23 protein-coding genes, 1 tRNA gene and 1 pseudogene are annotated in these 21,568 nt (G+C 70.5%); 10 read left to right on the plus strand and 15 right to left on the minus strand.

Going from position 1 to position 21,568, the window contains the following annotated elements; all coding sequences use genetic code 11:
* Nucleotides 1–2: 2 nt before the first annotated feature.
* The 10 genes from ACZ4V1_RS21395 to ACZ4V1_RS21440 form a co-directional block, all read right to left on the minus strand.
* Nucleotides 3–1,379: a bifunctional albaflavenone monooxygenase/terpene synthase gene (locus ACZ4V1_RS21395; RefSeq protein ID WP_468338404.1), complete on the minus strand. Its 1,377-nt coding sequence runs from the start codon at nucleotides 1,377–1,379 to the stop codon at nucleotides 3–5.
* Nucleotides 1,376–2,467, minus strand: a complete 1,092-nt coding sequence (gene cyc1, locus ACZ4V1_RS21400; RefSeq protein WP_468338407.1) for an epi-isozizaene synthase — start codon at nucleotides 2,465–2,467, stop codon at nucleotides 1,376–1,378. The genes ACZ4V1_RS21395 and cyc1 overlap by 4 nt, the downstream gene beginning before the upstream one ends.
* A gap of 250 nt (nucleotides 2,468–2,717) precedes the next feature.
* Nucleotides 2,718–3,368: a peptide deformylase gene (def, locus tag ACZ4V1_RS21405; protein ID WP_468338409.1), complete on the minus strand. Its 651-nt coding sequence runs from the start codon at nucleotides 3,366–3,368 to the stop codon at nucleotides 2,718–2,720.
* Nucleotides 3,369–3,471: 103 nt separating this feature from the next.
* A complete protein-coding gene (locus ACZ4V1_RS21410; RefSeq protein ID WP_055417933.1) occupies nucleotides 3,472–4,452 on the minus strand; it encodes a tetratricopeptide repeat protein in 981 nt (326 codons plus the stop codon).
* Between the two features lie 114 nt (nucleotides 4,453–4,566).
* Complete coding sequence (locus tag ACZ4V1_RS21415) at nucleotides 4,567–5,793, minus strand: HD-GYP domain-containing protein (RefSeq protein WP_468338413.1); 1,227 nt, start codon at nucleotides 5,791–5,793, stop codon at nucleotides 4,567–4,569.
* Nucleotides 5,794–6,092: 299 nt separating this feature from the next.
* Nucleotides 6,093–7,418: an HD-GYP domain-containing protein gene (locus tag ACZ4V1_RS21420; protein ID WP_468338416.1), complete on the minus strand. Its 1,326-nt coding sequence runs from the start codon at nucleotides 7,416–7,418 to the stop codon at nucleotides 6,093–6,095.
* A gap of 99 nt (nucleotides 7,419–7,517) precedes the next feature.
* Nucleotides 7,518–7,829 carry a mycothiol system anti-sigma-R factor gene (gene rsrA / locus ACZ4V1_RS21425; protein WP_468338419.1) on the minus strand — a complete coding sequence of 104 codons (312 nt, stop codon included), beginning with the start codon at nucleotides 7,827–7,829 and terminating at the stop codon, nucleotides 7,518–7,520.
* Entirely contained in the window at nucleotides 7,826–8,509 is a 684-nt protein-coding gene (gene sigR, locus ACZ4V1_RS21430) for an RNA polymerase sigma factor SigR (protein WP_468338545.1), read from the minus strand. The genes rsrA and sigR overlap by 4 nt, the downstream gene beginning before the upstream one ends.
* Nucleotides 8,510–8,784: 275 nt before the next feature.
* Nucleotides 8,785–9,420, minus strand: a complete 636-nt coding sequence (locus ACZ4V1_RS21435) for an alpha/beta hydrolase family protein (protein WP_468338422.1) — start codon at nucleotides 9,418–9,420, stop codon at nucleotides 8,785–8,787.
* Between the two features lie 22 nt (nucleotides 9,421–9,442).
* Nucleotides 9,443–10,258, minus strand: a complete 816-nt coding sequence (locus ACZ4V1_RS21440) for an SOS response-associated peptidase (RefSeq protein ID WP_468338425.1) — start codon at nucleotides 10,256–10,258, stop codon at nucleotides 9,443–9,445.
* Between the two features lie 102 nt (nucleotides 10,259–10,360).
* On the opposite strand from ACZ4V1_RS21440, the gene ACZ4V1_RS21445 reads away from it, so the two are divergent.
* From ACZ4V1_RS21445 to ACZ4V1_RS21460, 4 genes are all read left to right on the plus strand, one after another.
* Nucleotides 10,361–11,083, plus strand: coding sequence for a M50 family metallopeptidase (locus tag ACZ4V1_RS21445; RefSeq protein WP_468338428.1), 723 nt, complete (start codon nucleotides 10,361–10,363; stop codon nucleotides 11,081–11,083).
* 138 nt (nucleotides 11,084–11,221) lie between these two features.
* The gene (aroA, locus tag ACZ4V1_RS21450) at nucleotides 11,222–12,538 is read left to right on the plus strand and encodes a 3-phosphoshikimate 1-carboxyvinyltransferase (protein WP_468338431.1); all 1,317 of its coding nucleotides are present in this window, start codon (nucleotides 11,222–11,224) and stop codon (nucleotides 12,536–12,538) included.
* Between the two features lie 12 nt (nucleotides 12,539–12,550).
* Complete coding sequence (rsgA, locus tag ACZ4V1_RS21455) at nucleotides 12,551–13,564, plus strand: ribosome small subunit-dependent GTPase A (protein WP_468338434.1); 1,014 nt, start codon at nucleotides 12,551–12,553, stop codon at nucleotides 13,562–13,564.
* A 121-nt stretch (nucleotides 13,565–13,685) separates the two neighbouring features.
* Nucleotides 13,686–14,009: a DMT family transporter gene (locus ACZ4V1_RS21460; protein ID WP_055417941.1), complete on the plus strand. Its 324-nt coding sequence runs from the start codon at nucleotides 13,686–13,688 to the stop codon at nucleotides 14,007–14,009.
* Nucleotides 14,010–14,191: 182 nt separating this feature from the next.
* Here the strand turns inward: ACZ4V1_RS21460 and ACZ4V1_RS21465 are convergent, their stop codons facing one another.
* Nucleotides 14,192–14,806, minus strand: coding sequence for a TetR/AcrR family transcriptional regulator (locus tag ACZ4V1_RS21465; RefSeq protein WP_468338438.1), 615 nt, complete (start codon nucleotides 14,804–14,806; stop codon nucleotides 14,192–14,194).
* 375 nt (nucleotides 14,807–15,181) lie between these two features.
* Between ACZ4V1_RS21465 and hisN the strand changes: the two genes are divergently transcribed.
* On the plus strand, nucleotides 15,182–15,982 hold the full coding sequence (gene hisN / locus ACZ4V1_RS21470) for a histidinol-phosphatase (RefSeq protein WP_468338441.1): 801 nt from the start codon (nucleotides 15,182–15,184) through the stop codon (nucleotides 15,980–15,982).
* Between the two features lie 142 nt (nucleotides 15,983–16,124).
* On the plus strand, nucleotides 16,125–16,532 hold the full coding sequence (locus tag ACZ4V1_RS21475) for a CBS domain-containing protein (protein WP_468338444.1): 408 nt from the start codon (nucleotides 16,125–16,127) through the stop codon (nucleotides 16,530–16,532).
* A 129-nt stretch (nucleotides 16,533–16,661) separates the two neighbouring features.
* Here ACZ4V1_RS21475 and ACZ4V1_RS21480 read toward each other — a convergent pair whose 3' ends face one another.
* The gene (locus ACZ4V1_RS21480; protein ID WP_468338446.1) at nucleotides 16,662–18,113 is read right to left on the minus strand and encodes a catalase; all 1,452 of its coding nucleotides are present in this window, start codon (nucleotides 18,111–18,113) and stop codon (nucleotides 16,662–16,664) included.
* Nucleotides 18,114–18,257: 144 nt separating this feature from the next.
* Between ACZ4V1_RS21480 and ACZ4V1_RS21485 the strand changes: the two genes are divergently transcribed.
* The 3 genes and pseudogenes from ACZ4V1_RS21485 (at nucleotide 18,258) to ACZ4V1_RS21495 (ending at nucleotide 19,580) form a co-directional block, all read left to right on the plus strand.
* Nucleotides 18,258–18,674, plus strand: coding sequence for a Fur family transcriptional regulator (locus ACZ4V1_RS21485; RefSeq protein ID WP_468338449.1), 417 nt, complete (start codon nucleotides 18,258–18,260; stop codon nucleotides 18,672–18,674).
* 141 nt (nucleotides 18,675–18,815) lie between these two features.
* Nucleotides 18,816–19,025, plus strand: a pseudogene (locus ACZ4V1_RS21490) (transposase); the annotation flags it as partial.
* A complete protein-coding gene (locus ACZ4V1_RS21495; RefSeq protein WP_468338548.1) occupies nucleotides 18,999–19,580 on the plus strand; it encodes a transposase in 582 nt (193 codons plus the stop codon). The pseudogene ACZ4V1_RS21490 and the gene ACZ4V1_RS21495, both read left to right, overlap by 27 nt.
* A gap of 71 nt (nucleotides 19,581–19,651) precedes the next feature.
* Here ACZ4V1_RS21495 and ACZ4V1_RS21500 read toward each other — a convergent pair whose 3' ends face one another.
* Both ACZ4V1_RS21500 and ACZ4V1_RS21505 read right to left on the minus strand, forming a co-directional pair.
* Nucleotides 19,652–20,140, minus strand: a complete 489-nt coding sequence (locus ACZ4V1_RS21500; protein ID WP_468338452.1) for an anthrone oxygenase family protein — start codon at nucleotides 20,138–20,140, stop codon at nucleotides 19,652–19,654.
* Between the two features lie 5 nt (nucleotides 20,141–20,145).
* Nucleotides 20,146–20,559 carry a nuclear transport factor 2 family protein gene (locus ACZ4V1_RS21505; RefSeq protein WP_468338455.1) on the minus strand — a complete coding sequence of 138 codons (414 nt, stop codon included), beginning with the start codon at nucleotides 20,557–20,559 and terminating at the stop codon, nucleotides 20,146–20,148.
* A gap of 176 nt (nucleotides 20,560–20,735) precedes the next feature.
* On the opposite strand from ACZ4V1_RS21505, the gene ACZ4V1_RS21510 reads away from it, so the two are divergent.
* Nucleotides 20,736–21,266, plus strand: coding sequence for a TetR/AcrR family transcriptional regulator (locus ACZ4V1_RS21510; RefSeq protein WP_468338458.1), 531 nt, complete (start codon nucleotides 20,736–20,738; stop codon nucleotides 21,264–21,266).
* Nucleotides 21,267–21,460: 194 nt separating this feature from the next.
* On the opposite strand, the gene ACZ4V1_RS21515 is transcribed toward ACZ4V1_RS21510, so the two are convergent.
* Nucleotides 21,461–21,534: transfer RNA gene (locus tag ACZ4V1_RS21515), tRNA-Met, on the minus strand.
* Nucleotides 21,535–21,568: the final 34 nt, after the last annotated feature.

Raw genomic sequence — 21,568 nt, forward strand, 5'->3', positions numbered from 1 at the left:
GCTCACCGCGTGACGGGCCTGACCAGCAGGTCGTGCGGACGGAGCGTGATGCCCACGCGGACCGCGTCGTTCGAACCCGCCACCTGCTCGAACCGGTACTTGGTGGCGAGCGCCGCCGTGATCAGCGTGAGCTGCGCCATGGAGAAATGATCACTGGGGCACTTGCGATTGCCCACACTGAACGGCTTCATGGCGTACTTCGGCACGTCCGCCGCACGGTCCGGAAGCCAACGGTCCGGGTCGAACTTCAGGTTGTCCCCGTACGACTTCGGATCGCGTTGGATTGCGAACGGACTGTAGATGATGTCCGACCCGGCCGGAATGCGATAGCCACCGAGTTCGGTCTCGACCACCGCGCGCCGCGTCAATACCCATACGGCGGGACGCAAACGCATGGCCTCCACGATGACATTGCCGGTGTGCGTGAGCTTGCGGACGTCCTGGAATGCCACGGGACGGCCGCCGGTGACCGCTTCGACTTCGTCGCGTATGCGGTCGGCATGTTCCGGGTGTTCGGCAAGTGCCTGCAGCAACCACATGATCGTGGAGGCGATGGTTTCACTGCCTGGGGTGAGTATGGCGACGACCTGGTCGTGGATCTCCTGTTCCCCGATGGGGTCACCGTTGTCGTCCTTTGCCTCCAGCAATGCTGTCAGCAAATCGTCCGGCTTTTGACCGGATGTGCGTCGCTCGGCGATGATCTCGTCCACCAGGAGGTGCAAATCGGCCAGCGCGTTGTTGAATTCGCGGTTGGCCGGCAGCGGCAGCCGGTAGAGCGGTCCGAGCGGGACCACCATGCGCCGGTACATGCCCCGGAAGACGGTGGCGAGCGCGACACACAGCCGCTCGGCCCGCTCGTCCATGTACTGGCCGCGCAGCAGGCAGCGGGCCGCGACGCGCACGGCGACGCGGAAGGACTCCGAGGTGGCGTCGACGGTCCGCCCGGGCTGCCAGCGCTCGGTGAGCGCGTGCGCCTCCTCCTCCATGATCGGCCCGTAGGCGGGGATGGCGTCGAGCTTGAACGCCGGCTGGATGGTGCGTCGCTGCCGTCGGTGGAGCGGACCGTTGGCCGTCGCCACGCCCTCCTTGCCGAGCAGGCCCTCCAGCGACTCCCACAGCGGACCCGCTATGTGGTATTCGGGACTCAGCGCCAGGGCACCGGTGAGCTCCGGGGTGGTGACCGCGTAGACGGTCTTCGGACCGAGCTTGATGCGCACGATGTCGCCGTGGTCGCGCAGCTGGGACATGAAGGCGAGCGGATCGCGGGCCAGCCTCCAGCCGTGGCCGAGGAGCGGGACACCGCCGCCCGCGACGGGCGGCTCGCGCAGCGCTTGTGCCGCTTCGGTCCTGACTTCGGGGTTGGCGGACTCGACGGTCATTTCTCACCTGCCGCTTCGTTGTTGACGTACGGGGGCGTGGACCGGTCGTCCCAGCTGTCGACCATGTAACGGCCGGACTCGTGGTGGAACCAGTAGACGGAACTGAACCAGTTCCGCATATTGCCGACGTTGGCCCGTACGGCGCCACTCAGTTCCTTTCCGCGTACGGTCCCGTCGTCGAGCTCGTCGGCGAACCGTAACGCGTCCCGTTCCACGGCGAGGAATTCGATAATGCATTCCTCGACGCGCCGCCGGACTTCTCCGATGGCTTCCTCCAGGGTCAGCCCGTGATGGGTGATGAGGCTTATTCCGAGGTTGTGGACCTCGTCGCCCGCTATTTCCTTGGGCAGTGAGCAGAGGTCGTTGTACCAGGCGGCGAATTCCTGGCTGAGCAGTGCCGCCCGGCGATACGCCGGGTGCTTCCGAACGGTGTCCGGCAGTTCGCACCCCGCGCTCGGCTCCAGCAGGTCGGTCCAGATCCAGTGCGCGAAGGTGAGCCGGCGCAGTTCGAGGTACTCCTCGACGCCGGGCACGATTCCGCGGGTGCGGTTGTGGAATTCCCTGTCGTACGCCTCGATCACCGCGTGGAAGTGCCGGGCGAACCGGGCGTTCCACGTCGCCGGCGGCGGCAGGAAGGCGTAGAGCCGCCGCACACTGTCCGCGAACCCCGCGACCAGCGTGTCCTCGTGGTGCAGGTGGTCCTGCGGTGAGTCGAGTGCCGCGTGCAGCCGGTCCCGCAGTCGCCGCCAGGCGCCCGGACGGCCGTGGACGATGTCCCGGTCGTGCCGGTCGTCCCAGACGAAGAACCACGCGCTGTAGTCCGCTATCGCCTGCATGACCTCGTCGGAGGAGCCCAGGTAGTACCCCGCCATGAGGTCCGTGTAGCACAGGCCGTCGGCATATTCCTCGACCTTGTCCGCCGGCATGAGCCGTTTTTCGAGCAGCCAGGTGCGGGTCTTCTCCTGGAGCTTCGGCCAATACGGGTGCAGTTGCCGGGGAAATGCCGCCTCGATCACCGGAAGGCGGAGCGATGGCGGTACTGCGATCGCGGTCGGTGTCGCTGTGGTGCCGTGTGAGAAAGCATGCACGAACAAACCCCTCTCAGCCGCCGGTGGCGCACCCCTCTCGCTGAGCGGGGCGTGCGCCGCTGCGTATCCCCGCGCTTCCCATTCAGCACCACAACTGACCGTTCTGGGAACGGATTTGCTTCATTCACTACCCCACAGTGCCGGAATTCTCCTGGTGTGTGGCAGCTTTCGGCACACGAACGGCGCCCGCTCGGAGTGAGCCCCGAACGGGCGCCGTGCGCAAGGTAGCCGTGTGGCCGGTGATGCGGTGTCAGTCGTTCGCGACCACGGGGTAGCGCGGCTCGTTCTCGGCCATCTGCCGCAGTGCCTCCTTGCGTTCACGCTTGGAGAGCCGGTCGATGTACAGGTACCCGTACAAGTGGTCCGTCTCATGCTGCAAGCACCGTGCGAAGTAGCCGGTGCCCCGCACCCGGATCGGGTTGCCCTTCTCGTCCTGCCCGGTCACCTCGGCGTAGTCGGGGCGGGCGAGCGGCGCGTACGCGGTCGGCACGGACAGGCAGCCCTCGTTGCTGTCGTCCAGGCTGCGCCGGTCGGCGGGCAGTTCGACGAGGACCGGGTTGCAGACCACACCGACGTGGCGGACGCCCTCGTCGTCGGGGCAGTCGTAGACGAAGACCTTCTTGCCGACGCCGATCTGGTTGGCGGCGAGGCCCACGCCCTCGGCGGTGCGCTGGCTGGCGAACATGTCGGCGACCAGCTGCTGGAACTCCTCGCCGAAGTCGGTGACGTCCTCGCACTCCTTGTGCAGCACCGGGTTGCCGACCACCGTGATCGGACGCGAGGTGCCGCGCTCACGCCAGGCCGCCTCGCGCTCCTCGCCGTCCTCGGTGTCGACGACGAACCCCTCGTCGTCCACGGGGAGCACGCCCGCGTGCTGCTGATCGGTGTCCTGCTGGGCCATGACCGACGTATGCCTTCCTCGAACAACTAAGGGGTGATGCGACTAGGGGGTGAACCGCTGGCGACCGCTGCCGCGGAGGCCCTGGTAAAGACTACGGGGCCGCTCAGCAGACCTCTTCCAGGTCCCGCCAGTCCCGGGAATCGGGACTGTCGGCGACCCACCCGTCCAGCAACCCCTTCACCAGCGCGGCCGGCGCGGCCACCCCGCACTCGCGCTCCGGCACCCACAGCTGCCCGTCGGTGCGGTGGCCGAGCGGCCCCGGGTGTCCCGGTTCGCTGTGGTCGTGGGGGTCGAGGTGCTCGCCCTCGCCCTCGTCGGACGGCATCCGTGACTCCGAGCACATCCGGCACAGCAGCCGGACCGACGACGACCAGTCCTCGGCGGCGAACCCGGCGTCGGCCGCGAGCTGCTCCAGGGCGTCCCGGTCGGACTCGGTGGCGGCCTCCAGGAGGACCACCCAGGTGGGCACGGGCGACGGCGCCCACAGCTCGATCTCGTCGAAGACGGGATAGGCGTGCCCGGCGGTGGTGGTGCGTTCCCCGTGCGGCACCCCGTCGTGCAGGACGACCTCGCCCCAGCGGCGGCCGGAGGACGGCAGCGGGATGGACAGCACCTCGATGCGGGCGGGGTCCAGCCGCCGTCCCCACACGACCTCGGCCTCCCCCTCCGGGGACAGCCGTACGGCCGCGCTGCCGAGGTCCATGCCGAGCGGCTCACCGGCGTCCGTCGCGTCCCCGGGGGTGCGCAGCCCGTAGGCCTGCCAGGCCCGGCGGGCCAGCGGCCAGTCCTGAAGGGCGGTCGCGGCGATGCCGACGTTCCACCAGTCGGGGGCACCGATGTCCCGGTCGAGCAGCGCGACCGCCCTGAGGCCCGCCGCCCTGGCCTGCTCCCAGTCGTGCCGGAACTTGTGCAGCAGGGCGAGATTGAACCACGACTCCGACAGCCAGGGTTCCAGGTCGGCGGCGCGCGTCAGCAGCGCGCCCGCGTCCTCGTAGCGACCGTCGCCGATCAGCGTGAACGCGCGGTCGGTGGCCTGCCGCCAGGAGGCGGAGGGCCGGTGCCGTCCCTTGCCGAAGATCCTCACGATTCCCGCCTGCCAGTTCCGTTCTGTGGGCTGGCTGTGCCTTCCCGCGCCCCCGGACACCTTCTCCTTCGCATCCAACCACGTACGGCTGGAGGGGCGCTCATTACCCATGGGTTACCCAGCCGCGGGCGAGGTAAGGCTGCCGCGTGAAAGCACCCGGGCCAGGGCTTCCACCACTTCGGGAGCGTAGTCGCCCGCGGTGGCCAGGCGCAGCTCCTCCAGCGCCGTGAGGCCGCCGCCGGGTCCGGCGTCCCGCGCCTTCTCCTCGTAGGCGTTCACGGCCCGTACGATCCGGGCGGCGACCGGCTGCTCCCGGCAGGGGTCGGCCTGCCGCTCCACCACCACCGCGACGGCCGCGTCGACCCCGGTCTGGCGGACGACGGCCCCGCCGAGCAGCGCGATCCGCCGCTGTTCCGCGGCCGGCAGACCGGCGGTGGCCCCGGCCGGTACGGGGTCGACCAGGCTCAGCTGCCCGATGTCGTGCATGAGGGCCGCGTACTCCAGCACGGTCAGCTCGGCCCCGGACAGCCCCAGGTCCCGCCCGACGGCGCCGCTGAGTTCCGCGACGCGGCGGGCGTGCCCGGCCGGGGTGTACCCGGCGATCTCGGTGGCGCGGGCCAGCGAGGCGATGGTCTGCCGGTAGGTGGCCCGGACGGCCGCGTACCGCCGGTAGGACAGCTGGGTGAGCAGCAGCGGCACGCAGAAGACGGGGAGCGCCCACAGTCCCGCGACGCCCACCGCGAGCGCCATCACCGCCCCCGTCGCGCACACCGCGGACGTGATTCCGACCATGCCGCGCAGTTCCTCGCGCAGCAGTGGGCCGAAGGGCCACCCGGTGCGCGCGTGCGCGGGCGCGGCGGCGAGCACGGCGTCGCACAGCGCGGTCAGGGCGAGCAGCGCCGTCAGCAGCAGCGCGTAGGCGGGGCCGCCCCAGTCACGGAAGACGCCCTGGTTGAACAACGGCTGGAAGCACACGGCGGCGAAGGCCACGGTGAGCACGCGCCGCGCCAGATGGTCCAGCACCGGCCCGCCGCCGCGCGCGACGTGGGGCACGCTGCCGAGCAGCGAGGCGGCGAGCACGACGGTGACGGTCTGGGCGACGCCGTGGTGCGTGGGCTGCCCGGCGACATCTCCGAGCAGCGCGTACGCCAGCGCCCCGGCGGCCCCGAGCGGCGCGGCCTCCCGGGCCTCGGCCCCGGACCGCCGCGTGAGCTCACCGAGGGCGACGAGGACACCGAAGGCGAGCGCGACGGGCCGCTCGGCCGGCCCCGACCACAGCACGGAGGCGAGACAGAGGAGTGCGAGGAGCCCGGCGCAGACGGGGACCAGGAAGAGGACCACCGGAGACCGGGTGGCCGACGGCGTCCCCGGCTGGGGCGGCGGCCAGGACTCCGGCGCGGTCGGGGACGGAGCTCCGGGCCCGGAGCCGGGCCTGCGTCGCGGCTCGGACCGGGGCTGCGGCTGGGGCTCGCCCCCGGACCGAGGCCGGGGCCCGGCCCCGGACCGAGGCTGGTGGGGTGGCTCGGACGGAGACTGGGGTGACGACTCGAACCGAGACTGAGGGGACGGCTCGAACCGAGACTGAGGGGACGACTCGGACCGAGGCTGCGGCGGTGGGTCGGGCCGAGGCTGGTGGGGCGTCATGACGCCCCCTCTCCGACGCTGTCCCGCGCGTCCTCGACCCGGCCCGGGACCGTACCGGCGGGCAGGGCCGGTGTGCCGTCCGCCGTCACCGCCGGGCACCAGCCATGGCGCCCCAGGGACCGGACCAGTGCGTGGACCATCCGTGGGTCGAACTGCGCCCCGGCACACCGCTGGAGCTCCTCCACCGCCGCCGCGACGGGACGGGCCCTGCGGTAGGAGCGGGTGGACGTCATCGCGTCGAAGGCGTCGGCGACGGCCACCACCCGGGCCGATTCCGGGATCCGGTCGCCGACCAGCCCGTAGGGGTAGCCGCTGCCGTCGAGTCGTTCGTGGTGGTGGAGGACGGCGGCCCGGGCCTCGCCCAGGAAGCGGATGCCGCGCACCATCTCGTGCCCGTACTCGGGATGCAGTTCGATCACCCGGCGCTCCTCGGGCGTCAGCGGCCCGTCCTTGCGCAGCAGCCGGGTGGGCACCCCGAGCTTGCCGACGTCGTGCAGGATGCCGGCGAAGCGGAGCGTCTCGACGCGCTCGTCGTCCATGCCCAGCTCGCGGGCGATCATCATCGATGCCTGGCCGACCCGCTCGCTGTGCCCGCGCGTGTAGCCGTCCTTGATGTCGACGGCCTGGACCAGCGCGCGGATGGTCGCCTGGTGCGCGGCCCGCTCGCGGTGGTACTGGGCGAACGCCCACCACGCCACGCACATCGGCAGCAGCACGAGCAGCGCGGCGACGGGACCGTACGGGCTGCGCCACAGGACGGCCATCATCAGCCCGGCGAGCCCGTGCACCGCGATCGGCGCGAGCGACCGGGAGAGCAGCCCCCGCCACGCCCGCCCCACCGGCACGCGGTCGGCGAGCGCCAGGATGCCGCCGTCCAGCAGGGTCAGTACCAGGCAGAACGCCAGTACCGCGGCCCCGGCCGGTACGAGCGCGTACGGGAAGTCGGGGGCGACGACCGCGTCACGCCCGCCGAACTCCCAGTGGACCCGGGCGGCGGCCCACACGGCGAGGGTGAGCTGCGCGGCCCGCCAGAGGCGCCGCAGGACGAAGGGCCGCTGCGCCACCGGGGACAGCAGAGCCCCGGGCAGCGCCACGAGCGCGGCGGCGGGCGGCGGCAAGAGGAAGGCCCCGGCGAGCAGCACGGGATAGCAGGTCCCGACGAGACGGGACCGGGCGACCAGTTCGGAGCCCGCGTACAGCCCGGCGAGGAGCAGCACGGCCCACCAGGGCGTGGGTAACCGGGACAGCGGGCGCAGGCAGAGCAGGGCGAGGAGGACGACTCCGGCGACGTACGCGTGCGCCCGCGCCGGTACCGCGTCCATGAGCCCCTCCCCCGGCCACGCCTGTCAGGCTCCGGAGCCTAGGGCGGCGGCGGGGGGAACGCGGGCAGATAACCCGTGGATTAGCACGTACGGGTGATGTCAGGACTCCTGCGGGGCCGGCGGCGCGGCCGTGACGTCGTGCTCGGGCACGGACTGACCGGAGCGGATCAGGTCGATCCGGCCCATGACCTTGGAACGCAGGTCACCCGGCACGTCGTCGTGTCCGCAGCACCGCTTGACCAGCTTCTTCACGGCCTGCTCCAGCCCGTACTTCTCCAGGCAGGGCGAGCACTCCTCGAAGTGGTGCTCGAACTTCACGCAGTCCGAGTCCGGCATCTCCTTGTCGAGGAACTCGTAGAGATGATCGAGGATTTCGCTGCAATCCGTCTCGTGCGGCTCTCCGCAGCTCATGACGCCGAGCCTTTCGCTTCGTTCGACTCTCCGACGCCGGCCGGGACCAGACCGCGGTCACGGGCGTAGTCCTCCAGCATGCCGCGCAGCTGACGGCGTCCACGGTGCAGCCGGGACATCACCGTACCGATGGGTGTCCCCATGATGTCGGCGATCTCCTTGTAGGCAAAGCCCTCGACGTCCGCCAGATAGACGGCGATGCGGAACTCCTCGGGGATCGCCTGGAGCGCCCGCTTCACGTCCGAGTCGGGCAGGTGGTCGAGCGCCTGCGACTCCGCGGAGCGCAGACCCGTCGACATGTGCGACTCGGCGCGCGCGAGCTGCCAGTCCTCGATCTCCTCGGCCGCGCTGCGCTGGGGTTCGCGCTGCTTCTTGCGGTACGAGTTGATGAAGGTGTTGGTGAGGATGCGGTACAGCCACGCCTTGAGGTTGGTGCCCTCGCGGAACTGGTGGAACGACGCGTACGCCTTGGCGTAGGTCTCCTGCACCAGGTCCTCGGCGTCGGCCGGATTACGCGTCATGCGCAGCGCGGCCGAGTACATCTGGTCGAGGAACTCGAGCGCGTCCCGCTCGAAGCGCGCACTGCGCTCCGCGGTCGTTTCCACGCCCGTCCCCCGGCCCTCGGGCTGCTCCGCCTGGCCGTGTTCGGTCCCTGCGTCGGTCCCAGTGACCGGACCCACCTCCTCCAGTGATGTCACGGAGCCGAGTGCGGCCCCGCTCGAATCGGAGGATAGACGACCTGCGGTCGGGGATGCTTGCCGATTCGGTCCGCCCGCCGCCCGAACAGGGGCGGTCTTCGCCGCGTGCAGCACCGTCCAGTCCAAGTCGGCGCGGCCACGACTGGGGCAGAAGGCTGAACCCATGCGGCGGACTTCCTCTCCTACGGCGTCGGTGCTGACTCTCAGCAACGTATGTCCGCCACAACAGTGGGCGCACGCCGGTCATTCCCGGGCGTTCACCCGAGTGAGCCGACCCACTTCGCGACACCCTCGGTGATCAGTTCCAGGGCCCGTCCCTGTGTGATCTCCGCCCGCTTGGGCACGGCGAAGCCGTGATCGCCGTACGGCACCTCGATCAGCTCGTACGTCCCCTCGGCGGCCCCGGGAAACTCCTCCGGCCTGCCGAACGGGTCGTTGCCGCCCTGGACGACGAGGGTGGGCACGCCGGCCCCGAGCAGTTCGCCGGCGCGGGACTTCTCCGGCTTGCCCGGTGGGTGCAGCGGGAAGCTCAGGGCGAGGACGGCGTGGGCGCCCAGTTCGGCGGCGGTACGGCAGGCGACGCGGGCGCCGGCGCTCCGGCCGCCCGAGATCACCGGCAGCCCCGGCGCGGCGAGCGCGGGCCAGATGCCCCGCCAGCCGGCGTCCAGGGTCTTCGGCGCGGGGGCCAGCTTCTTGCCGGCCACCCGCCAGGGCTGCTCGACGAGGGCGACGCTGACGCCGTGGGCGGGCAGTGCGGTCGCCAGCGCCCGCAGGTCACGCGCCTCGATGCCGCCGCCCGCGCCGTGGCTCACGGCGAGCACGAGGCGGGGCCTCCTCGCCGGGTGCCAGGTGACGCGAGCGGTGCCCGCGTCGGTCTCGACGACCTCTGTCACATCCTTTGTCGCATCCGTCACATCAGAAGAGTGTGCCCTCTTCCGGCGCCTCCAGCTCCTTCAGCAGCTCCGGGCCGTTGTTGCGGACGCTGCTCACGGCCGTGGAGACGGGGAACGCCCGCATCAGTCCGGCGGGCGGGGGCGCCAGCAGCGAGGTCAGCTCGTCCGGGTCGGTGCGCGCGGGGTCGAGCCAGTCGTCCCAGCGGTCCGGCGTCAGCATCAGCGGCATCCGCGGATGGATGTCGGCCAGGGCGTGCGGCCCGTCGGCCGGGGCGACGGCGAGCGGCGCGGTCTCCGCCTCCGTGGTGATCACCGAGCACGTCACCCACCAGGACCGCGGATGGTCGTCCGGCAGCGTCTTGTCCCGCCAGAACTCGTACAGGCCGGCCATGGCGAACACGGATCCGTCGGCGGGGGTCACGAAGTAGGGCTGCTTGCGCGGCCGCTTCCCGCGCCCCTCGACCTCCAGGTCGCGCTCCTGCTTGCCGGTGACCCACTCGTAGTAGCCGTCGGCGGGAAGGATGCAGCGCCGGGTGGCGAAGGCGCGACGGTAGGACGGCTTCTCGTGGACGGTCTCCGCGCGCGCGTTGATCATCCGGGCGCCGCCCTCGGGGGTCTTGGACCAGGAGGGGACGAGCCCCCACTTGAGCTTGCGCAGCTGGCGAACCGGCTTCGGGTCCTCGACGTCTTTCAGGGGGCGGTCCAGGACCGCGTAGACCTCCTTGGTGGGGGCCACGTTGTAGTCGGGCTCCAGTGTCTCCTCCGGCTCCCACTTCTCGATCTCGAAGATTCCCGCGAGGTCCTCGGGTCGACGACTCGCCGCATACCGTCCGCACATACGTGCCACACTGCCAGGCCCACCCGCCTCCCGACCACCACCTCTCGACGAGGCGCTGCGCGCCCCCCTCCCGACAGCACTGACGAGGAGCCCTCACCGAACATGGACCACCTCGCAACGGCCTCGCTCACCTCCCTCTGGGACGAGGTCTCCGGCACCCAGCCCGATCCCGACCTGTGGGTGGTGATCGCGACGCTGGCCGCCGCGGTCGCCGTCGTCGTGCCGCCCGGGCTGTGGCGGATAGCACGCAACGCGATCACCATCGCCCACGAAGGCGGCCACGGGCTCGTGGCGCTGGTCACCGGACGCACGCTCACCGGTATCACCCTCCACTCGGACACCAGCGGCCTGACCGTCAGCCGCGGAAAGCCGCACGGGCTGGGGATGATCCTGACCGCGGTCTCCGGCTACACCGCTCCCCCGCTGCTCGGCCTCGGGGGCGCCGCGCTGCTGTCCGCGGGGCGCATCACCCTGCTGCTGTGGCTGGCGACGGCGCTGCTCGTCGCCCTGCTCGTGATGGTGCGCAACGCGTACGGGATGCTGACGGTGGTGCTCACCGGCGCCACGTTCGTCCTGGTGTCCTGGCTGGCCGGCCCGCAGGTGCAGGCGGCGTTCGCCTACGCGGTGGTGTGGTTCCTGCTGCTCGGCGGAGTGCGACCGGCCTTCGAACTCCAGGCCAAGCGGGCTCGGGGCGGCGCCGGGGACTCGGACGCGGACCAGTTGGCGCGGCTGACCCACGCACCGGCGGGGGTGTGGTTCTTCCTGTTCCACGCGGTGTCGCTGTGCTCGCTGATCGGCGGAGGGCGCTGGCTGTTGGGGGTGTGAACCGGGCGTCTCCGGTCCGCACGCTCTCGCATATATGCGCGGCAATTGCACAGCCGAATCGCGCTGTCCCACTTTCGGTCAGGTTTCGCCGCTTTTGATCAAGATCTCCAGCCGTCCTGAGCCATTAAAGTGGGGCCCATGACCGTGAAACCCGCGCACACCGCCCTCTGGCCCGCCCCGCACGCGAGCGGAGCCGTCGACGCGACCGTCCACGTGCCCGGGTCCAAGTCGGTCACCAACCGCGCCCTGGTGCTGGCCGCCCTCGCCTCCGAGCCCGGCTGGCTGCGCCGCCCGCTGCGCTCCCGCGACACCCTGCTGATGGCCGGCGCCCTGCGCGCGATGGGCGTCGAGATCGAGGAGGGAGTCGGCCCGGACGGCACCGGCGAGTTCTGGCGCGTCATCCCGGCCGGCCTGCGCGGCCCGGCCACGGTCGACGTCGGCAACGCCGGCACGGTCATGCGCTTCCTGCCGCCGGTCGCCACGCTCGCCGACGGTGCCATCCGCTTCGACGGCGACCCCCGCTCGTACGAGCGTCCGCTGCACGGCGTGATCGACGCCCTCCGTGTCCTGGGCGCCCGCGTCGACGACGACGGGCGCGGCGCACTGCCGATGACCGTGCACGGCGGCGGCGCCCTGGAGGGCGGCCCGGTCGAGATCGACGCGTCGTCGTCCTCGCAGTTCGTCAGCGCACTGCTGCTGTCCGGACCGCGCTTCAACCAGGGCGTCGAGGTCCGCCACACCGGCTCGGCGCTGCCGTCCATGCCGCACATCCGCATGACCGTCGACATGCTGCGCTCGGTCGGCGCCCAGGTGGACACCCCCGAGTCCGGCGGCGAACCGAACGTCTGGCGGGTCACGCCGGGCGCGCTGCTCGGACGCGATCTGACGATCGAGCCGGACCTGTCCAACGCCCAGCCGTTCCTTGCGGCGGCGCTCGTGACCGGCGGCAAGGTCGTCGTCCCCGACTGGCCGTCCCGCACCACCCAGCCCGGTGACCGGCTCCGCGAGATCTTCACCGAGATGGGCGGTTCGTGTGAACTGACGGACTACGGTCTCGTCTTCACCGGATCGGGTGCCGTGCACGGCATCGACGTCGACCTCGGCGAGGTCGGCGAGCTGACTCCGGGCATCGCGGCCGTCGCCGCCCTCGCGGACTCCCCCTCGACCCTGCGCGGGGTGGCGCACCTGCGCCTGCACGAGACGGACCGCCTGGCCGCGCTCACCAAGGAGATCAACGAACTCGGCGGCGACGTCACCGAGACCGCCGACGGCCTGCACATCCGCCCGCGTCGCCTGCACGGCGGGATCTTCCACACCTACGAGGACCACCGCATGGCCACCGCCGGCGCGGTCATCGGGCTCGCGGTGGAGGGTGTACAGATCGAGAACGTGGCGACGACGGCCAAGACCCTGCCCGAATTCCCCGACCTGTGGACCGGGTTGCTCGGGGCGTAGGGACGGTTCGCCATGCGCCGCTACGGCAAGCACACCGACGAGGACGACATCCGCTCCCGCCCCAACCGCAAGGGCAACCGGCCGCGCACCCACACCCGGCCCAAACACGAGGACGCCGCCGAGGGCCTGGTCCTCACCGTGGACCGAGGCCGGCTGACCTGTCTCGTCGAGGACCGGATCGTCCTGGCGATGAAGGCCCGCGAACTGGGCCGCAAGGCGGCGATCGTCGGTGACCGGGTGGCGCTGGTCGGCGACCTCACCGGCAAGAAGGACACACTCGCGCGCATCGTCCGCATCGAGGAGCGCACCTCCGTCCTGCGCCGTACGGCGGACGACGACGACCCCTACGAGCGCGTGGTCGTCGCCAACGCCGACCAACTCGCCATCGTCACCGCCCTCGCCGATCCCGAGCCGCGCCCCCGGCTGATCGACCGCTGCCTGGTCGCGGCCTTCGACGGCGGCCTCACTCCGCTGCTCGTCATGACCAAGTCGGACCTCGCACCGCCGGACGAACTCCTGGAGCTGTACGGCGCGTTGGACATCCCCTACGTCGTCACCAGCCGCGAGGAGCTGGAGAACGGCGCCGCGGCCGGCCTCGTGCGGGAACATCTGGACGGCAAGATCACGGCCTTCGTCGGCCATTCCGGCGTCGGCAAGACGACACTCGTCAACACGCTGGTGCCTCAGGACCGCCGTCGCGTGACGGGCCACGTCAACGCGGTGACGGGACGCGGCCGGCACACGACGACCTCGGCGCTCGCCCTGCCGCTGTCCTCGAAGGCGGGCGGCTGGGTCGTCGACACCCCGGGCGTACGGTCGTTCGGGCTGGCGCACGTCGACCCGTCCCGGGTGATCAACGCCTTCCCCGACCTGGTACCCGGCGCCGAGGGCTGCCCGCGCGCGTGCAGTCACGACGAGCCCGACTGCGCGCTGGACGCGTGGGTCGCCGAGGGACACGCCGACCCGGCGCGGCTGTACTCGCTGCGCCGGCTGCTGTCGTCGCGGGAGCGGACGGAAGGCGACTGACCTTCGCGTTGTTTGCCGTGCCGCGGTACCGGTAAGTGCATAATCGCACCAAGCCGGAAGCAAGCCCGAGCAAAGCCGGACGCAGCGGTCACGGTACGACGGGACTACGGGAGGACAAGACATGGCGTGGCTGCTGGTCATAGTGGCCGGGGTGCTCGAAACCGGCTTCGCCGTCTGCCTGAAGCTGTCGCACGGCTTCACCCGGCTCTGGCCCACCGTTGCCTTCTGCGTCTTCGCGCTGGGCAGTTTCGGCCTGCTGACGATGTCCCTGAAGAAGCTCGACGTCGGTCCGGCCTACGCGGTGTGGACCGGCATCGGCGCGGCGGGCACCGCCATCTACGGCATGGTCTTCCTCGGCGACCTGGTCTCGACCCTGAAGATCGTCTCGATCAGCCTCGTCATCATCGGCGTGATCGGACTCCAGCTGTCCGGCTCGGCGCACTGAGGCGTCCGCCGCCAGGGCCTGTCCGGCGGAGCAGGTCACAGGAAAGGCGACGGCGCCTCATAGGCGACAACGCCGCAGACGGGCGGGCCGGCCCCCGCGTCCGTGTCCGCATCCGCATCCGCATCCGCATCCGCATCCGCATCCGCATCCGCATCCGCATCATGATCCGCCGGACAGCACACCTAGGCCGTCAACCGGCGCGGCAGAGCGGTGCGTACGAGCTCGGCCACCCCGCCGGCCTCGGGCGGCGCCACGACACAGGACAGTGCCAGACGCACGGCCAGCTCGCAGGAGCGGGCCAGCTCGGCGGCGTTCGGCGGGGGGAGCGTGCCGGCACCGTTCAGGGCGGCCACGGCACGGTCGCGTACGAGGGCGACGAAATCTCCGGGCGAGGGCAGCGGACCGTCGGCGCGGCGCTGGGCCGGCACGGCGGAGGGGGACGGCACCGCCGTCAGGGCCGGGGCGGGCAGCCGCTCGCTCCAGCAGCCGGTGAGCATGGCCCGCACCAGCGCGTTCTCGCGGGCGGCGGACGTGGTCCACTCGGCGGTGGCGGTGAGCCGTTCGCGAGGGTCGCCCAGGCCACCGGCAAGCGCACGCTCCACGCCGGCCAGATACCCGTCCGCCTCCCTGCGGACCAGCGCCCGGGCGAGGCCCTCCTTGCTGCCGAACTCGTTGTACAGCGTCTGCCGGGACACGCCGGCCGCCGCGGCCACGTCCACCATCCGCACAGCGGACCACGGCCGACGCGCCAACGCCGTGTAGGCGGCATCGAGCAGGGACTCCCGGGCTGCAGGCACCAGCGCCTCCCTCGGGCCGAGCGACTTGGTGCCCAGATTTGACGGGTATGGGGGCACTGTCAAGAGCCCTCGCGCCGCATGCCGCGACAGCCGCGGACCGCCGTGCTTCCCCGTGCGCGGACGGCCTGGGAGGCGCCCCCAGCGGCGGCACGGGTGGGCGGCGGGGACGCCACCGGCTCGAGCGGAGCCGAGAGTGGGGAGGCACCTCGCCACGCCGGGCCGCGAGACCCGCCCGCGTTCGGCATCGACGGGCCCGCATCCCGCCAACACCGGGCCGCCCACCCGCCCGTCGCCCCCACCCCCGCCCCCGAATTCCGCTCCACCCCGCCAAACCCCTGGTAGCCCCGCCCCACCCCCGGCGGATACCGTGACCGCATGCCCGACTACCTCGACGACCTCCGCCTCGCCCACGTCCTCGCGGACGCCGCCGACGCCGCGACGATGGAACGCTTCAAGGCCCTCGATCTGAAAGTCGAGACCAAGCCGGACATGACACCGGTGAGCGAGGCGGACAAGGCCGCCGAGGAACTCATCCGCGGCCACCTCGCCCGCGCCCGCCCCCGCGACGCGGTCCTCGGCGAGGAGTACGGCGTCGAGGGCACCGGCCCCCGCCGCTGGATCATCGACCCGATCGACGGCACCAAGAACTACGTCCGCGGCGTTCCGGTCTGGGCCACCCTCATCTCCCTCATGGAGGCGGGCGAGGGCGGCTACCAGCCCGTCGTCGGCCTCGCCTCCGCCCCGGCCCTCGGCCGCCGCTGGTGGGCGGTGAAGGACCACGGTGCCTTCACCGGGCGCAGCCTGACCTCGGCCTCCCGGCTGCGGGTCTCCCAGGTCTCCGCTCTCTCCGACGCCTCCTTCGCGTACTCCTCGCTTCAAGGCTGGGAGGAGCAGGGCCGGCTGGACGGCTTCCTCGACCTGACCCGCGAGGTGTGGCGCACGCGCGCGTACGGCGACTTCTGGCCGTACATGATGGTCGCCGAGGGGTCGGTCGACATCTGCGCCGAACCGGAGCTCTCCCTCTGGGACATGGCCGCGAACGCGATCATCGTCACGGAGGCCGGTGGCACCTTCACGGGCCTCGACGGCCGCCCCGGCCCGAATAGCGGCAACGCGGCGGCGTCCAACGGCCGGCTTCACGACGAATTGCTCGGGTATCTCAACCAGCGCTACTGAGCGCCCTCCTGGCGCTCGTCGCCCACCCCGTCCGCCCTCTTGTTGACCCGTGCTTTGCCTGCCACTCTGAGAGTCCCCCCACTTGTGAACTTGTGAATCCATGAACTAACTCATGGATCACCGGCAGGAGGTGGCTCCACCCATGCTCGTCCGCGAAGCCATGAGCACGGTCGTCCTCACCATCGGCCCCGCCCACACCCTCCGCCAGGCCGCCGCCCTGATGGCCGCGCGTCACGTCGGCGCGGCCGTGGTGTACGACCCCGACGCCGGCGGCATCGGCATCCTCACCGAACGCGACGTCCTCGTCTCCGTGGGCCTGGGCCAGGACCCGGACACCGAACGGGCCCACGCCCACACCACCACCGACGTCGTGTTCGCCGCGCCGTCCTGGACTGTGGAGGAGGCGGCCGGAGCGATGGCGCACGGCGGCTTCCGCCATCTCATCGTCCTCGACCGCGGCGAGCCCGCGGGCATCGTCTCGGTCCGCGACATCATCCGCTGCTGGGCACCGGAGCGCTCGCGGCCCGAGGCGCCGGCGGTGATCGCCTGACGGCAGCTCGCTTCGCCGGATTGCCGCCGGGTGCGTCGCCCGGCGGCTTCCGCCGACACGACGAACGGGCCGGGTCCCCGTCCCCGGGGCTCCGGCCCGCCGCTACGACAAGCGGTCCAGTGCTGGAAGTCAGCCGCGCAGGGCCTGGACCGCGGCCTCCAGCCGCTTGCCGAAGTCGCCGTCGGCCTGACGGAAGTTGTTGATCGCGCGCTCGATGATGTCGTCGCGCGAGACACCGGAGAGGGCGCCGGCGAGGTTGTCGATCAACCGCTCCTTCTCCTCGTCCGTCATCAGCCGGTAGAGGTTGCCCGCCTGGACGAAGTCGTTGTCCTCGGCGTGCGACGGGGCCTCGGTCTCGCCGGTGAGACCGGAGACCGCGACCGGCTGCCACAGCGGCTTGTCGGTCTGGAACGGGCCGCCGAAGCTGTTCGGCTCGTAGTTCTTCGCACCCTTGTGGCGGCCGTCGTACAGGTAGCCGTCGCGGGAGTTGGTGCGCGCCTCGGTGGCGTGCGGACGGTTCACCGGCAGGTGGTCGGCGTTGATGCCGACGCGGTAGCGGTGTGCGTCGCCGTAGCCGAACAGGCGGCCCTGGAGCATCTTGTCCGGGGACGGGCCGATGCCGGGCACGAAGTGCGCCGGAGAGAAGATCGACTGCTCGACCTCGGCGAAGATGTTCTCCGGGTTGCGGTTGAGCTCCAGCTTGCCGAACTCGATGACCGGGTAGTCCGCGTGCGGCCACACCTTGGTCAGGTCGAACGGGTTGAAGCGGTACTTCGCGGCCTCGGCGACGGGCATGATCTGCACACCGACGGTCCAGGACGGGAAGTCACCGCGCTCGATGGCCTGCCGCAGGTCGCGCTGGTGGGAGTCGGGGTCCTCGCCGGCGAGCTTGTCGGCCTCGGCCTGCGTGAGGCACTTGATGCCCTGGTCGGTCTTGAAGTGGTACTTGACCCAGAAGGCCTCGCCGGCCTCGTTGTTCCACTGGAAGGTGTGCGAGCCGAAGCCGTCCATGTGGCGGTACGACGCCGGGATGCCGCGGTCACCGAACAGCCAGGTCACCTGGTGCGTCGACTCGGGCGACAGGCTCCAGAAGTCCCAGACGTTGTCCATCTCCGTCGAACCCGTGTAGGGGTCGCGCTTCTGGGTGTGGATGAAGTCGGGGAACTTGATGGCGTCCTTGATGAAGAACACCGGGGTGTTGTTGCCGACGAGGTCGTAGTTGCCCTCTTCGGTGTAGAACTTCAGCGCGAAGCCGCGCGGGTCGCGGACGGCGTCCGCCGCACCCAGGTTGCCCGCCACGGTCGAGAAGCGGAGGAAGGTCTCCGTCTGCTTGCCGACCTCGGAGAGGAACTTCGCCCGCGTGTACTTGGTGACATCGGCGGTGACCGTGAAGGTGCCGTAGGCGCCGGCGCCGCGGGCGTGCACGACACGCTCCGGAATGCGCTCACGGTTGAAGTGGGCCAGCTTCTCCAGCAGGAGCTGGTCCTGAACGAGCACGGGGCCGCCGACGCCCGCGGTCTCACTGTTCTGATTGTCGGCTACCGGAGCCCCGGCCTCCGTAGTGAGCGGTCCCTGAGTCACGTACGCCTCCTGCGCCAATCCTGCAAAACCTGTCCCTTGGCTAATGCCGTTACCGATCCTACAATGGACATTGTCTAAGTCAAGTAAGACTCCAAAGTCACACACGTTCGGGACCTGGTCCCCCTTGCTGTTAGGCTGGTGTGTATGAGTGACCTACTGGAACGGCTGCGTGGACGCGGCTGGCGCATGACCGCGCAGCGGCGCGTCGTGGCCGAGGTCCTCGACGGCGAACACGTCCACCTGACGGCCGACGAGGTGCATGCCAGGGCCGTGGACAAGCTCCCCGAGATCTCTCGGGCGACCGTCTACAACACCCTGGGCGAGCTCGTGTCGCTCGGTGAGGTGCTGGAAGTCGCGACGGACAAGCGCGCCAAGCGCTACGACCCGAACGCGCACCAGCCGCACCACCACTTGGTCTGCGCCCATTGCGGCGCGATCCGCGACGTTCACCCGATCGGCAACCCGCTGGCCGACCTCCCCGACTCGGAGCGTTTCGGCTTCACCGTCTCGGACGTCGAGGTGACCTACCGCGGCACCTGCCCGAACTGCGCGACGGCGTAAGCCCTCCCACTCACATCGAAGCCCCCGGCACCGACAGGGACACTGTTGGCGAATCCCGGGCTGAACGTGACGTCGGTCCTCATGACCCGTTGTGGTCGTGAAGGCCGACGTTGTGTTTGGGGAGGGTGTCGGTGTCGTTGCTTCGCAGGGCTGTATCCGAGCAGAGGGAAGTCGGCGTGGTCGCCGGGCAGGCTGGCGCTCGTCTCAGTCACGCAGTTCGCCGAGGGCCTCTCGGACCGGCAGGCCGCGGACGCGGTGCGCGGACGTTTGGACTGGAAGTACCTGCTGGGGACGGGGCTGGCCGATCCAGGGTTCGACCACTCGGTGCTCACCGAGTTCAGGGACCGGGTTCAGGGACCGGCTGATCGCTGGAGATGCCGGGATCGAGCTCTTGGACCGGGTCCTTCGTCCCTACGGCTGCTCGGCCGCGTCCAGACTCTTCGGCAGGTGACCTGCCCCAACGGCGCGACCAGCAGCCATTGGACCGAAGACCGCTCCCAGGAGGGGACATCCGTGGTCCGGGCACGCTTCCCGACGGCTGCCTGCCGTCCCTGCAAGAGCCGAGATCAGTGCACCCGCTCCAACAGCAAGTGGGACATGGGCCGTCGGATCACCCTTCGCCCGCAAGCGGAGTATGAGGCGATCCAGCAGGCACGAGCCCAAGAAGACACTCAGGAGTGGAAGGAACAGTACGCACGCCGGGCTGGTGTCGAAGGCACCATCTCCCCACGCGTCCGATGCTTCGGCCTGCGGCGATGCCGGTATCACGGCCTGGCCAAAGCCCGGCTACCGCACCAGCTCACGGCCGCCGCGATGAACTTCCACCGCATCGATGCGTGGTGGACCGAAACCCCACGAGCCCGCACACGAACATCTCACCTGGCAGCCCTACGGCCCACCGACTAGCCAGGCCCTTCTGGTCACGTCTGTTTCTTTGAGGTCCAGACACACCTACCGTGAGGGATCTGAAAGTCTCACTACGGGCGGCGGACACCTGTCGACTGGCCTGCGTCAACGCCGCGCAGGGAGAGAAGGATCAGCAGCGCGAAGGATGCGAATGCGGCGCCTGTGCGTGCGTAGTTGAACGCCTCCCAGCGAGCCAGGATTTCGGCGTGATCGGCGGGTGCCGAGGTGGCCGCCCACTGCTTGATGCGGCCGTTGATGGGGACGTTGCCGAGGCGGGTGATCAGGAAGGACGCCAGGGCAAGGAGTCCCGCCCCTCCGGCCAGCCGCCGCGAGGCGCCCCGCGTCATGGCGGCAAGCGCGAGGGCGCTGAGCGCCGACGCGCCCATGGTGCCTTGCATGGTGATGCCGTTCATCTGCATTAACTGGGTGTGGAAGGACAGCCTCATATCGAGGGGTACGGCGTTGAAGGTGGGGACGAGGTTGGCCGCTCCGTAGCCGAATGCGCCGGCGAGGGCACCGGTGGACAGCAGGGCGAGGCCCTGGACGAGTCGGACGCGCATGCGGATCACTCCCCCGTCTTGGGTTCGGTGGGGGCGACGGCTCGCGTGAGCTGCTCAGCTCGTCGCAATAGGCCGTCGGGGGTGAACTCCGCGAACATGTGGACTCGTGTGGAAACCGGTCCGCCCTTGCGCATCCGGGCGTGAATCGTGAAGCGGGTCGCGATTCGGCCTCCGTCCGTGAACGCCTCGTGCACCTCGAACCGGAACTCGCGCAGGTTCTTGCGCACCGGGCGGAGGTGAGCGACGAGGCGGTCCCAGTCGAGTGGTACGCCGTCGGCGACTTGAACGACGTCACGGGTGTAGTACCTGGACATCAGGTCAGAGGCGTCTTCCGAGCCATGGACCACGGCGTTGGTAAAGCTCGTGAAGAAGTCGGCGACGAACTGCTCGGGAGGCTTCGTGTGGAGAGGGTTCACCATGCTCCTGCCATGCGTGCGGGGCTACGCCCCCGCAACGATCTCTTACATGCATGTAAGATATAGTGAGGCGTTCATATCTGACAAGGGTGTAAGAGTTGACTGCTTTCGAGACCCCGGGCGACTCACCGCGGGTTCGGCCCCGCCGTCGCGCCGACGCCGAGCGCAGCAGGGCCGCAGTGCTGGACGCCGCGGTCCGACTGCTGGCTGAGCGACCCGACGCCGGTATGGCCGCCATCGCCGCCGCGGCCGACGTCACCCGCCAGACCGTGTACGCGCACTTCGGGACCCGCGACGCGCTGCTGGACGCTGTCGCCGACCGGATCACGGACCAGGCCATGGCCGCGATGGACGAGGCGGAAGAGAAGAGTGGTTCCGCCCTGGACGCGCTACTGCGGCTGCAGGACATCGGCTGGCGGCTGTTCGAACGTAACCCGGTGCTCCTCCGGCTCGGAAGCACCCGCACCCGCGCCGGCGTCGATGCCGACCTGGCCCGGCATGAGCCCGTCGCAGCCCGGCTCGCCCGGCTGATCGAGAAGGGTCAGGCGTCAGGCGAGTTCGACCCCGCACCGCCAGCCACCTGGCTGGCGGCCGCAGTCACCGCTCTCGGCCACGCGGCAGGCGACGAAGTCAGGGCGGACCGCATGTCAGTGGAAGAAGCGGCAACATCGCTACGGACCGCCACACTCGCCCTCCTGAAGTCAGGCTGAGGAACTCGGCACCCTGGGCGGCTTCGTCCGCCCAGGGTGCGAAGGGCTTGTGGCGGCCGGACACGGATTCGCCAACAGTGTCCCGACAGGTGCCGGGGGCTTCGATGTTGGGGGGAAGGCGGCGGAACGCCCAGCGAAGGCGGCGCACGCACCGAGGGCCGGAACCCTTTCGGATTCCGGCCCTCGGCCTTCAGTAGCGGGGACAGGATTTGAACCTGCGACCTCTGGGTTATGAGCCCAGCGAGCTACCGAGCTGCTCCACCCCGCGTCGATGAATGGAACATTACGTCAAGCCCACGACC

Source organism: Streptomyces sp. NPDC028991 (assembly GCF_055564775.1).